General features: G+C 69.6%; 12 protein-coding genes and 1 other RNA gene. 4 read left to right on the forward strand and 9 right to left on the reverse strand.

Annotated elements, in window-relative coordinates:
* Positions 1 to 944: chromate efflux transporter (chrA, locus tag K9U40_RS08905; protein WP_282889844.1), on the forward strand; the 944-nt coding region annotated here is incomplete at its 5' end.
* A gap of 24 nt (positions 945 to 968) precedes the next feature.
* Here the strand turns inward: chrA and K9U40_RS08910 are convergent.
* Complete coding sequence (locus K9U40_RS08910; RefSeq protein WP_282889845.1) at positions 969 to 1,454, reverse strand: Crp/Fnr family transcriptional regulator; 486 nt, start codon at positions 1,452 to 1,454, stop codon at positions 969 to 971.
* A 72-nt stretch (positions 1,455 to 1,526) separates the two neighbouring features.
* Positions 1,527 to 2,213 carry a response regulator transcription factor gene (locus K9U40_RS08915; protein ID WP_282889846.1) on the reverse strand — a complete coding sequence of 229 codons (687 nt, stop codon included), beginning with the start codon at positions 2,211 to 2,213 and terminating at the stop codon, positions 1,527 to 1,529.
* A 129-nt stretch (positions 2,214 to 2,342) separates the two neighbouring features.
* On the opposite strand from K9U40_RS08915, the gene K9U40_RS08920 reads away from it, so the two are divergent.
* Complete coding sequence (locus tag K9U40_RS08920; RefSeq protein ID WP_282889847.1) at positions 2,343 to 2,882, forward strand: L,D-transpeptidase family protein; 540 nt, start codon at positions 2,343 to 2,345, stop codon at positions 2,880 to 2,882.
* A gap of 11 nt (positions 2,883 to 2,893) precedes the next feature.
* Here K9U40_RS08920 and K9U40_RS08925 read toward each other — a convergent pair whose 3' ends face one another.
* Positions 2,894 to 3,202 (reverse strand): hypothetical protein, encoded by a 309-nt coding sequence (locus K9U40_RS08925; protein ID WP_282889848.1) that lies wholly within the window; start codon positions 3,200 to 3,202, stop codon positions 2,894 to 2,896.
* A gap of 256 nt (positions 3,203 to 3,458) precedes the next feature.
* Between K9U40_RS08925 and K9U40_RS08930 the strand changes: the two genes are divergently transcribed.
* A complete protein-coding gene (locus tag K9U40_RS08930; RefSeq protein ID WP_282889849.1) occupies positions 3,459 to 4,151 on the forward strand; it encodes a thioesterase domain-containing protein in 693 nt (230 codons plus the stop codon).
* 100 nt (positions 4,152 to 4,251) lie between these two features.
* Here the strand turns inward: K9U40_RS08930 and K9U40_RS08935 are convergent, their stop codons facing one another.
* The 4 genes from K9U40_RS08935 to ligA form a co-directional block, all read right to left on the reverse strand.
* Positions 4,252 to 4,557 carry an AzlD family protein gene (locus K9U40_RS08935; RefSeq protein ID WP_282889850.1) on the reverse strand — a complete coding sequence of 102 codons (306 nt, stop codon included), beginning with the start codon at positions 4,555 to 4,557 and terminating at the stop codon, positions 4,252 to 4,254.
* A complete protein-coding gene (locus K9U40_RS08940; protein WP_282889851.1) occupies positions 4,547 to 5,257 on the reverse strand; it encodes an AzlC family ABC transporter permease in 711 nt (236 codons plus the stop codon). The genes K9U40_RS08935 and K9U40_RS08940 overlap by 11 nt, the downstream gene beginning before the upstream one ends.
* 178 nt (positions 5,258 to 5,435) lie before the next feature.
* Positions 5,436 to 5,817, reverse strand: an RNA gene (rnpB, locus tag K9U40_RS08945) — RNase P RNA component class A.
* A 49-nt stretch (positions 5,818 to 5,866) separates the two neighbouring features.
* Positions 5,867 to 8,014, reverse strand: coding sequence for an NAD-dependent DNA ligase LigA (gene ligA / locus K9U40_RS08950; RefSeq protein WP_282889852.1), 2,148 nt, complete (start codon positions 8,012 to 8,014; stop codon positions 5,867 to 5,869).
* 197 nt (positions 8,015 to 8,211) lie between these two features.
* On the opposite strand from ligA, the gene K9U40_RS08955 reads away from it, so the two are divergent.
* Positions 8,212 to 10,236, forward strand: coding sequence for a c-type cytochrome (locus K9U40_RS08955; protein WP_282889853.1), 2,025 nt, complete (start codon positions 8,212 to 8,214; stop codon positions 10,234 to 10,236).
* 285 nt (positions 10,237 to 10,521) lie between these two features.
* On the opposite strand, the gene K9U40_RS08960 is transcribed toward K9U40_RS08955, so the two are convergent.
* Both K9U40_RS08960 and K9U40_RS08965 read right to left on the reverse strand, forming a co-directional pair.
* The gene (locus K9U40_RS08960) at positions 10,522 to 10,830 is read right to left on the reverse strand and encodes a hypothetical protein (RefSeq protein ID WP_282889854.1); all 309 of its coding nucleotides are present in this window, start codon (positions 10,828 to 10,830) and stop codon (positions 10,522 to 10,524) included.
* Positions 10,831 to 11,111: 281 nt separating this feature from the next.
* Positions 11,112 to 11,741 (reverse strand): arylesterase, encoded by a 630-nt coding sequence (locus tag K9U40_RS08965; protein WP_282889872.1) that lies wholly within the window; start codon positions 11,739 to 11,741, stop codon positions 11,112 to 11,114.
* Positions 11,742 to 11,879 lie beyond the last annotated feature (138 nt).

The following is an 11,879-nucleotide window of genomic DNA, read 5'->3' on the forward strand; positions in this document are numbered from 1 at the left end:
GCTTCACCCTGCCGTCGGCCATCGTGCTTGCCGCCTGCGCCCTCGGCGCCGCCAGCCTTGCCGGGGCCGAGGGGCTCCTGCACGGGCTCAAGCTCGTGGCCGTGGCCGTGGTGGCGCAGGCGGTGTGGGGGATGACGCGCACCCTGACGCCGGATCGCCCCCGCGCCGCCATCGCCCTCGCCGCGCTCGCCCTCGTGGTGTTTATCGGCGGCGGCTTCGGGCAGCTGGCGGCCATCGCGCTGGGCGCCCTCGCCGGGCTGGTCCTGTGCGCGGAGGCGGCGCCCGCGCGGGACATGCCATCCCCTGCGGAAGCGCCGGTCCTCCCGGTGCCGCTCTCGCGGCGCGCGGGCGCGCTTTTGCTTATCCTGTTCGCGGCGCTGCTGGTGGTGCCGCCGGTGATCGCGGCGACGACGGGCATCCAGGCGCTGGCCCTGTTCGATGCCTTCTACCGCTCCGGCGCGCTGGTGTTCGGCGGCGGGCACGTGGTGCTGCCTCTGCTCCAGGCGGAAGTGGTGACGCCGGGCTGGGTCTCCACTTCCACCTTTCTCGCCGGCTATGGCCTGGCCCAGGCGGTGCCGGGACCGCTCTTCACGTTCGCGGCCTATCTCGGCGCCGCCATGGGGCCTCCCCCCAACGGCATCGCCGGGGCGGCGATCGCGCTCGGCGCCATCTTCCTGCCGGGCCTGCTGCTGGTAACCGGCATGCTGCCCTTCTGGGACCAGCTGCGGCGGCGCGCCCGCGCCCAGGCCGCCATGCGCGGCGCCAATGCGGCGGTGGTGGGCCTCCTGGGGGCGGCGCTCTACAGCCCGGTGTTCACCGGCGCGGTGTTCGGGCCGCCCGACTTCGCGGCGGCCCTCGCCGGCTTCCTGCTGCTGACGGTCTGGCGCGTTCCGCCGCTGGCGGTGGTGGTGGTGCTGGCGGCTGCAGGGCTGTTCCTCGCCTGACGAGGCGCGGCAAGCGGCCCTTTTTCAGCGGCGGCGGCGCTGGCGCGCGCGCTGGTCCTCGAGTTTCAGGCGCACCGAATCGAGGGCGCGGATGGTATCCTCCAGCCGCTTGGCGATGGCGCGCCGCATCTTCGCCGTCACGTCCGGAAAGCGCTCCAGCAAGGCGACGAAGGCGGCGCGCTGGATCGACAGCAGCTCGACCTCCCCGGCGGCCACCGCGGTGACGGGGCGCGGCGTCGGCACGATGAGCGCGGTTTCGCCGATGAGCGTGCCGGGGCCGACCTCCTTGAGCAGGCGCGGCGCGCCGGCCTTGTGGTCGTCCACGAGGCGGATGCGCCCGGAAGCGACCACATAGGCGCAATCCGCCGTCTCGCCCATGCGGAACAGAGTGTCGCCTGCCGCGAGCGTCCGTGTGCGTGCGTCTGCCGCCAGCAGGCGCAGCGCCTCGCCGTTCAGCATGTCGAAGGTGGCGACTGACCGCAGCAGCGCGATGTCCTTCTCGATGCTCACCGCAGGGGGTTCCTCACTTCTTGGGCCGACGGCCCGTTGGGTCGTCTGGCGGGGGAGCGCGCATTCCAGGGCTCAGGGCACGAGCTTGTAACCCCCGGCCTGGGTTGCGAGCAGGGTGGGGTTGGAGGGATCGGGCTCGATCTTCTGGCGCAGGCGGTAGATGTGGGTTTCCAGAGTATGGGTGGTCACCCCCGAATTGTAGCCCCACACTTCCTGCAGCAGGGTCTCGCGCGGCACCGGCGTCTTCCCGGCGCGATAGAGGTAGCGCAGGATCGCCGTCTCCTTCTCGGTCAGGCGGATCTTGGAGCCGCGCTCGGTGACGAGCAGCTTCGCGCCAGGGCGGAAGGAATAGGGGCCGATGGCGAACACCGCGTCCTCGCTCGCCTCGTGGGAGCGCATCTGGGCGCGCAGGCGGGCCAGCAGCACGGCGAAGCGGAACGGCTTGATGATATAGTCGTTGGCCCCGGCCTCGAGGCCCATGATGGTGTCGCTGTCGGTGTCGTGGCCGGTGAGCATGAGGATCGGCGCCTTGAAGCCGGCGCGCCGCATCAGGCGCACGGCCTCGCGCCCGTCCATGTCGGGCAGGCCCACGTCCATGATGACGAGATCAATGGCGCCGTTCTTCGCCAGCTCCATGGCGGCGGCGGCGGTCTCGGCGGGCACCGGCTCGAACTCGTCCTGGAGCGCGAGCTGCTCGATCAGGGCGTCGCGCAGCTCCGGGTCGTCTTCGACCACCAGGATTTTCCACGCATTGGCCATCCAATTCCTCCTGCGCCCTTGCGGGCGCGCGAATCGCGCAAGTACAGCATGCCCATGGCTTGACGCAAATTTCCATCCATCAGCACGGGGCGGGGGGTATCACATTACGTCATGACAAAGCGATATCCTGTGGGCATCTCCCAAATCACGGTGCGGCGGCGTCCGGGCGCGCGCCATCTCGGCCTCCTGCGGTGCGGCGGGCGGGCTTTTCCGGTGGCGCTGGGACGCTCCGGCATCGCCTTCGACAAGCGCGAGGGAGACGGGCGGACCCCCGCCGGCCGCTGGCGGATCCAGCGCCTCCTCTACCGGCCGGACCAGGGGCCACGCCCGGTGACGCGGCTGCCCTGCCGGCCGCTGCGCCCGCGGGATGGCTGGTGCGACGATGCTGCCGACCGGCGCTACAATCGTCCCGTCCTCCTGCCCATGGGGGGTGCCCGCGGGATCTCCCACGAGCGCATGTGGCGCGACGATGCGCTTTACGATCTGGTGCTGGTGCTCGATCACAACAGCCGGCCGCGGGTGGCGGGGCGGGGATCGGCGGTGTTCGTGCATCTGGCGCGGGAGGGGTTTCGCCCCACGGAGGGCTGCGTGGCGCTGCGCCGGGCGGACATGACGCGCCTGCTCGCGCGCCTGTCCCGCGCGCCGCTTCTGGTGGTGGAGGCGGGGTGACGGCGGCGCCGTCAGCTGGTCAGTCCGCGCACCCACATGCCCACGGCGACGCCGACGGGGACGCTGATGAGAACGGCGGTGGCCACGGTGAGATGCCCGCCGAAGACGAGGCCCATCACGGCACCCGAGACGGCCGACAGGGCGGCCACGACGAGCACGCTGCCGGGCGGCCGCGAATCAGGGGCGTCCGGCCCGGGACGCCGTGTGATGCGCACGCGCTCCGGCTCGGTGTCCAGCCTGAGATTGGCGACGACCGGCAGATCGGGGGGGAAGCGATCTCCATCCCGTCGAATGATCGAGCCTGTGGGAAATGCGTTCACGCCCTGAACCCTCGCCTTACGGCAATTCTAGTCGAAGCATCACAGTATGCAACCTATGTGCGAGGCCGGTAGTTGCTTCTTACCTGCCATGCGAATTAACGCTGGGTCGTCCGGTGCGCAGGCCTGATGCAGGCGGGCCACGGGGTGGTGAAAAATGATGCCGGCGCTCGCGGTTGTGTGCCGGATAACGGATCCGCAGTTGCCCGGCCCGGATTTTGGCGGCAGAACTCGGGTCACCATCAAGGACGGTGCCACCATGAAGTCTGGCTTGCGCTTCGCCAAGGCGCTGCTTGCAGCGTTTGTCGTCATTTGTGCCGCCCAGCCCGCGCTGGCGCAGCAGAATCGCGGACATGTCTATTTGCTGCGCGGCCTCGCCAACGTCTTTTCGCTGGGCATGGACGATCTGGCGGCCAAGATGAATGCGCGGGGCATTCCGGCCACCGTGCATGAATACGGACAGTGGCAGCAGCTCGCCGATGCCGCCGCCGCCGAGAGCCGGGCCTCGGGCAACGCGCCCATCGTCATCGTCGGCCATTCGCTGGGAGCGGACGCCGCCGTCGAGATGGCCGAGCGCCTCACCGCCCTTGGCGCGCCGCCGAAGCTGGTGGTGACCTTCGATCCGGTGGGCGTGACCCAGGTGGGTCGGTCGCTGGGCTATTTCGTCAACTATTACCAGTCCACCAACGGCTACGGTAAGCGCCTGACCGCCGGTCCCGGATTCCGCGGCAACATCGTGAACCGCAACCTCGACGCCATCGGCTCCATTGATCATTTCAACATCGAAAAGGCGCCGCGGCTGCACGAGGAGGTGATCAGCCAGGTGCGCTCCATCACCAACAAGCCGAAGCCGAAGCCCAAGCCAGCGGCTCCCGCGGCGCCGGCTGCCCCTGCCTCCGACCCGTCCGCGCCCGGCACCCAGGCGGCCGCCAAGCCCGGCGCGCCGGGCTGATCGCCCGGTTCGAGGACAGGCTTTCAAGGGACCCATCGGGAACAGTCGAACGCCGGCCGGCTCTTTGCCGCGCCGGTGTTTTATTTTGAGAGACCGGCTTTCAGATCCCCAGGGCGCGCAGGCCCGCCGCCGTCGCCATGGCGGCCACCACGGCGAGAAGGTCGCTGCGTGTCAGCTTGGCGGCGAGGAAGGCGGCGCCGAGGCCCGCCAGCATGGCGGCATCGCCATGGACCGCGCCGGGCGCCAGCAGCGCCACCAGCACCGCCCCCGGCAGGCAGTCCAGCACCCGCCGCACCCGCGGCGTCACCGGGATGAGGCGCATCAGGAAGAAGCCCGCCGACCGGTTGAAGGCGGTGGCGAGCGCCATCACGCAGATGGCGGCGAAGGTGTGCGGATCAACGCTCATCGTCGGTGAATCCGCCCGCGATCGCGCCGGCCAAAGCGCCGATGACGATGAACCACCAGCCCGCCAGCACGAAGGAGACCGCCACCGAGACCACGGCGGCGACCCCCCAGCCCACCGCCTCGCGGCGGCCCTTCCAGTTCGGCAGCAGCATGGCGACGAAGAAGGCCGGCACCACGAGGTCGATGCCCACGGCCCTAGGATCGGGAATGCCGCCGCCGATGGCGTGCCCGGCGGCGGTGGAGATCATCCACAGCACCCAGGTGAGCAGTCCCGAGCCGACGAAATAGCCGGCGTCGTTGCCGCCCTCCTGATGGTAGCGCATGGCGGCGGCCCAGTTGTTGTCCGCCATCAGCAGCAGGGAGGGGTAGACCTTCCAGGCCGGCACGGACCACAGCCAGGGCCGCATGGACGCCCCCATGAGCACATGGCGCATGTTGACGGTCATGGTGAGCAGGCCGAGGGCGAGAAGGGCGGCCGGCGTCCAGTGCTCGCGCCAGCCTTCGAGCGCCACCATCTGGGCGAGGCCGGCGAAGACGAGGCCGCTCGACAGGACAGCCTCCAGAAAGGAAAAGCCCTTCTGGACCGAGGCGGCGCCGAAGGCCATGCCGAAGGCGGCGAGCCCCGGCATCAGCGGAATGGTCTCGCGCGCGCCGTGCAACATGCCGTGCAAGGTGAGGGGAGCGGGGGGCGGCTTGGTCATGGGGCGGTGCGGGGCCGTGCGGGTGAATCAACACCGAAAGGGTGGGATTTAAGCCTTATGGCCGCACCCCTGCGGCAGGCCAACCCGTTTTCACCCGGGAGCCTCGGCGCTTGCCATGCGCCAGATGCATGGCTGATGACGGACAAGGACATGGCCCATCGCGTCGGGACAGGGGGAGTGCACCAGCCGGCCTGTAAGCCGGGTTCTGTACGGCGGGCTCGCGCCCGCGTGGCGACCATTCCTCTGGGACGCCGGTTGCCCGGCGCCTCTAGCAGTCAACCCGGACGGCGCCCCGAAGACAGGGGTGGTTTCCCGTGCCGTCCCTATTCGACTTTGCTCCCGGTGGGGTTTGCCGTGCCGCTCCCGTTGCCGGTCGCGCGGTGGGCTCTTACCCCACCGTTTCACCCTGGCCCGCGCGGACCCGAGGATCCTTCGCGGGTGGTCTGATTTCTGTGGCACTTTCCCTAGGGTTGCCCCCGCCGGACGTTATCCGGCACCGTGTCTTCGTGGAGCCCGGACTTTCCTCGATGCTTTCACACCGCGGCCGCCCGGCCGGCTGGTGGGGGAGCAATGGGCGCTCGAAGGCGAGGCGTCAAGGGGTGAGGGCGATCACCCCACCAGCTCGAACCACTCGTCCTCGGTGATCACCTGCACCCCCAGCTGTTGCGCCTTTTCCAGCTTGGAGCCCGCGCCGGGGCCCGCCACCACGAGGTCGGTCTTGCCCGACACCGAGCCCGAGACCTTGGCGCCGAGCCGCTCCGCCATGGCTTTCGCCTCGTCGCGGGTCATCTTCTCCAGCGATCCGGTGAACACCACGGTCTTGCCGGAGACCGGGCTTGCCGCCGCAATCCGCTCCATGGGCTCGGGCGTCACCTCCTTCAGCAGGGCGGCCACCACCTCGCGGTTGCGGGGCTCGCCGAAGAATTCGATGACGGCTTCCGCCACCACGTCGCCGATGCCGTCGATGGCGAGCATTTCCTGCCAGGCGTCGTTGCCCTTGGGGTGGCCCTCGCCGGGGATCGCCGCCGCCAGCGCGCCCGCCTCCAGCGCCTCCACGGTGCCGTAGTGGCGCATGAGGCGCTTGGCGTTGGTCTCGCCCACATGGCGGATGCCCAGCGCGAAGACGAAGCGGTCCACCGCCACCGTGCGCCGGGCCGCGATGGCGGCGAACAGGTTGGCGGCTGAGGTCTTGCCCCAGCCCTCACGATTCTCCAGCCGCTGCAGCGAGCGGGCGTTGCGCGCCTCCAAAGTGAAGATGTCGGCGGGGGAGGCGATCAGCCCCCAGTCGTAGAAGGCGCGCACCTGCTTCTCGCCCAGCCCCTCGATGTCGAAGGCGTTGCGCGATACGAAATGGCGCAGGCGCTCCACCATCTGCGCCGGGCAGACGAGGCCGCCGGTGCAGCGGCGCACCGCGTCCACCTTGCCGGTCTTGGTATCCGTCTCGCGCACGGCGTGGGAGCCGCAGGCCGGGCACAGGGTGGGGAATTCGTAAGGGCGGGCGTCGGCCGGCCGCTTGTCCTCGATCACCCGCACCACCTGGGGGATCACGTCACCGGCGCGCTGCACCACCACGGTGTCGCCGATGCGCACGTCTTTCCGGGCGATCTCGTCCTCGTTGTGCAGGGTGGCGGAGGAGACCACCACGCCGCCCACCGTCACCGGGGCGAGCTTCGCCACCGGGGTGAGGGCGCCGGTGCGGCCCACCTGGATCTCGATATCCTCCAGCACGGTGGTGGCCTGCTCGGCCGGGAACTTGTGGGCGATGGCCCAGCGTGGCGAGCGGGAGACGAAGCCGAGCCGGCGCTGCAGCTCCAGGCTGTTCACCTTGTAGACCACGCCGTCGATGTCGTAGCCGAGCAGCGCGCGCTGCTCTTCGATGGCGCGATAGTGGGCGATGAGCCCGGCGGCGTCCCTCGCCACCACCATCAGCGGGTTGGTCTGAAACCCCCAGCGGGCGAACGCCTCCACCACGCCGAACTGGGTCTCGGCGGGCAGAGACGAGGCCTCGCCCCAGGCATAGGCGAAGAATTTGAGCGGCCGGGCTGCGGTGATGGCGGGGTCGAGCTGGCGCAGGGAGCCGGCCGCCGCATTGCGCGGATTGGCGAACACCTTGTCCTCCGCCGCTGCCTGCCGGGCGTTGAGGGCCTCGAAATCGGCCCCGGCCATATAGACCTCGCCGCGCACGTCGATGATGTCCGGCACGTCCGCGCCCGAAAGGCGGGCGGGAATGTCGGCGATGGTGCGCACGTTCTGCGTCACGTCCTCGCCCTGGCTGCCGTCGCCGCGCGTGGCGGCCACCTCCAGCCGGCCGCCCACATAGCGCAGGGAGCAGGACAGGCCATCAATCTTGGGCTCGCAGGTGAAGGCCACCTCGTCCTCCGGCCCGAGGTTGAGGAAGCGCTTCACCCGCGCCACGAACTCCTCCACCTCGCCGTCCGAGAAGCAGTTGGAGAGGGACAGCATGGGCACCTGGTGGGTGACCTTGCCGAACTTTTCCGAAGGCGCCGCGCCCACCCGCTCGGACAGGCTGTCCTCGCCCTTGAGACCGGGAAAGCGCTCCTCTATGGCCTCGTAGCGGCGCCTCAGGGCGTCGTATTCCGCGTCGGAGACGACGGGGGCGTCCTCGCGGTAATAGGCGGCGTCGTGGCCGGTGATCTCCAGCGCCAGGGCCTTGTGCTCGCTCGCGGCCTCGGCCGGGGAGAGGTCTTCGACCGGGATGGCGCGGAAGGTGGCGGCGGGCGATGCGGGCGCGGTCATGGTGTCCCCAACGGGCGCGATCCGTCGGATCGGTCGCGCTCCTCTCTGGCGCCCCTTTGTGGCAAAGCGGGCCCTTCCGGGCAACTCGCCGGCCACGGTGCCGGCGGGGCATCCGGGAAAGACCGGGCTGCATCCGTGTCGCTATCTTGTAAGATGTCCAAGCTAGAGCATCAGAACAAGATTCGACGGGGGGCAGAATGGCCAGGGCTTCAGGGGTTTCCCGCAGGATCGCCGCGCTGGCGGCCGCCACCTTCCTCTGCGCCGGGGCGCCGGCCGTGGCGCAGATGGCCACCTACCAGGTGCCCGACGCGGCCAAGGACGCCGACCTCGTGGCGCGCGGCGAATATCTCGCCAAGGCGGCGGACTGCATGCCCTGCCATACCGGGGACAAGGCGAAGCCCTTCGCCGGCGGGCTCGGCCTGAACACCCCGTTCGGCGTCATCTACTCGCCCAACATCACCTCGGACCGCTCCACCGGCATCGGCCTGTGGACCTACGCTGAGTTCGTGGATGCGGTGCGCAACGGCATCCGCAAGGACGGCGCCTATCTCTACCCGGCCATGCCGTTCGACGCCTATGCGCAGATCAGCGACGACGACATGAAGGCGCTGTGGGCCTATGTGCGGCGCATCCCGCCCATCCCCAATACCCCGCCGGCGAACGGGCTCGCATTCCCGTTCAACGTGCGCCTCGGCATGCTGGCGTGGCGCGAGCTGTTCTTCGACGACAGCCGCTTCACCCCCACCGCCGGCAAGAGCGCGGAATGGAACCGCGGCGCCTATCTGGTGAATGCGCTCGGCCATTGCGGCGACTGTCACACCCCGCGCAACATCATGGGCGCCACCAGGGGCAAGGCCCACTTCCTCGGCGCCGACGTGGACGGCTTCTGGGCGCCGGACATCGCCACCGCCGCGCTGAAGAAGGACGGCTGGACCGCAGACACCCTTTCCACCTTCCTCAAGACCGGCTCGGCGCCGGGCAAGACCTCGGTGTTCGGCCCCATGGCCGAAGTGGTGCATGATTCGCTCGGCTTCCTCACCGATGCCGACCGCGCCGCCATCGTCACCTATCTGTTCGATTCGCCGCCGCCGCGCGACGTGCCCGCCCCGCAGGCGGCCTCGCCGCTGCCGGCCGCCGTCTACAGCCGTGCCGCGGCGCTCTACGTGGACAATTGCGCCGTCTGCCACATGGACAAGGGCGCGGGCCGTGGCGACACGGTGCCGGCGCTGGCCGGCAATCCGGCGGTGGTGGCGGCCGAGCCCTACAACATCGTCATGGCCGTGCTCGGCGGCCTGCCGACGGGCGGCACCTATGGCGCCATGCCCTCCTTCGCCGGCCGGCTCGACGACCAGCAGGTGGCGGACCTCGCCAATTATGTGCGCACCTCCTGGGGCAACACCGCCGCGCCCAACGTGACCGCCTCCATGGTGGCGGCCTGGCGCGCCACCGCCCATGTGCCGGACTACGGCACCCAGGCGGCCTCCGCCTTCACCTGCCCGGACGTGGGCGGCGCCCCCGGCTCGGACGGGCCGGACCCCAAGGCGGTGGCGGCGCTCTCCGCCATGATGGCGGGTGGCCAGCGCTCCATTCCCATGATGGTGGACGCCTACAACGCCGCCTCCGGCAATTCCGGCACCGGTGCGGTGGTGGATGCGCTCACCGCCGCCTATTGCCCGGTGGTGGCCAGGAGCGACGCGCCGCTCTGGCAGAAATATGCGGAGCTGCGCCGCTTCACCCTGCAGGCGGCGCTGGAGGTGTCGCGTCGGACCGTCTCCGGCCCGGTGGATACCCAGTCCATCGCCTGGGCGCTTCCGGTGGGTCCCGGCCTCGTCCTGAAGGAGCCGAAGAGCCTCGTGGGCAAGCTTGCCTGCCCGGCGGATGACGGCAAGGCGGTGCCGGCGGACCTGTCCGCCGCCGCCACCAAGGCGCTTGGCACGCCGAAGCCGCCCATGGCCGGCGATGCGGTCTCCACCCTTGCCACCACCCTCTACCAGCAGAACCCGAAGGCGCGCGCGGCCGACGTGGCCAATGCGCTGATTGCGTCCTATTGCCGGGTGGTGGCGGCGCAGCCAGGCACGGTGGCGGACCAGAACGAGCTGCTCAACGGCTTCGCCGGCCAGGTGGTGCAGGCGCTTCAGCTCCTGCCGCCGCGCAAGAGCGTGGTGGAGGTGCCCGCCAGGCCGGCTCCTGCGCCGGCCGCCGCCGCGCCCGCGAGGAAATAGGCCAGAGCACGCGCCGATCAGCTTGCATCGCAAGCTGATCGGGCAACGCGTTCTCTTTCTTGAACTCAGAGGGCGATTCACCGATCAGATTGATTCAATCTGATCGGATCGCGCTCTAGCGCCACGCCGCGGCCTGGGCTTCAAGCCGCGGCGCAAGGTCCGGTTAACCCTGTTTCACATGAAACGGCCGCCCCGGAAGTTCCGGGACGGCCGTTTTCGTCTGGTCCGGATGCGCTGTGGCCGGGTCGCGCCGGCGGCGCCGGTCAAGGACCGGTGGGGACAGAATCAGTCGTGCTTGATGTCCTGCAGGCCGTCATGGACCTGGAACACCACGTTGCCCTCGCGCCACGCGAAGGGGGCGGCGGGGTTCTGGACCTGGATTTCGTTCTGGGGGATCAGCTTGTCGCAGAGCATCACCAGGATCTCCTCGATGGGAGCGCTGGTGTCGTTCTCTTCCGTCATGCGGTCGATGGAGATTTCCGCGCCTTCCACGCCGTCTTCTTCAATATGAACGATGAAGATTTCCTCGTGGCCATGAATGCCGTGGGCGGTGACGCGAAAGGTCTCGCCCTGATATTCAAATTCCCGAACCATTGGCTATCTCACTCTTGTTTCACTGCAAAATGGATACGCAACGCAACAAACGGGCGGGCGACCCCCGCGGAAAGCGGCGGAATTTAGTTGAATGATTACGGATTGGTCAAGTGCCAATCGACGGTGCGAATAATGCTGAAAAATTAGTCAGAATGGCTGGCCTTTCGCCCTGCGCCGCATGGCTTCCAAGATGGGCCGGCGCCGGCATGGCTCCATAGCTTACGGAATCTCAGTGGCTTAAGTTCCGCCAGACATGCCCGTTGGCGGGAGCCGAGGTTCCTTCAGCGTCCCCTCGCGGCCTGGGCCTGCGCCACCAGCTCCTCGGCCTTGGGCAGGATGCCCGTGACGATGCGCTGGACGCCCTCGGCATTGGGGTGCAGCCCGTCGGGCTGGATCAGGGCACTCTGCCCCGCCACCCCATCGAGGAAGAAGGGATAGAGCAGCACCCCGTGCGCCGCCGCCAGTTCGGGGAAGATGCGATCGAACGCGTCCTGATAGGGCTTGCCGAGATTGGGCGCGGCGCGCATGCCGGCCAGCAGCACGGTGATGCCGCGTGCCTTCAGCCGCTGGACGATTTCGGCGAGCGCCTTGCGCGTGGTCTCGGGCGGCAGACCGCGCAGCATGTCGTTGGCGCCCAGCTCCACGATCACCGCGTCGGCACCGGCGCCGATGGACCAGTCGAGCCGGGCGAGGCCCTGGCTCGATGTCTCGCCGGAGACCCCCGCATTCTCCACCCTCACGTCGAGGCCTTTCGCCTTCAGCGCGGCTTCCAGCCGGGCCGGGAAAGCGGCGCTGGCGGGCAGGCCGTAGCCGGCGGTGAGGCTGTCGCCGAACGCCACGATGCGCACCGGGCGCGTCTCGGCCCCTTCCGCACGCCCTGACGCGAACGTGAACAGGGCGAGCACGGCCAGCAGCCCCGCCAGCGCCTTAAATGCCGGTTCAAATCCGGGCGCCCCCGCGAACCTCCCGGGGGCGACGCGTGAAGGGGCGCGCGGGCCCGTCCCGGCCGCGACCTTCGCTTTCCCGTTGTTTCGAGCCACGGCATTTTC

This window comes from Xanthobacter autotrophicus (assembly GCF_030015065.1).
GTDB classification, from domain to species: domain Bacteria; phylum Pseudomonadota; class Alphaproteobacteria; order Rhizobiales; family Xanthobacteraceae; genus Xanthobacter; species Xanthobacter autotrophicus_D.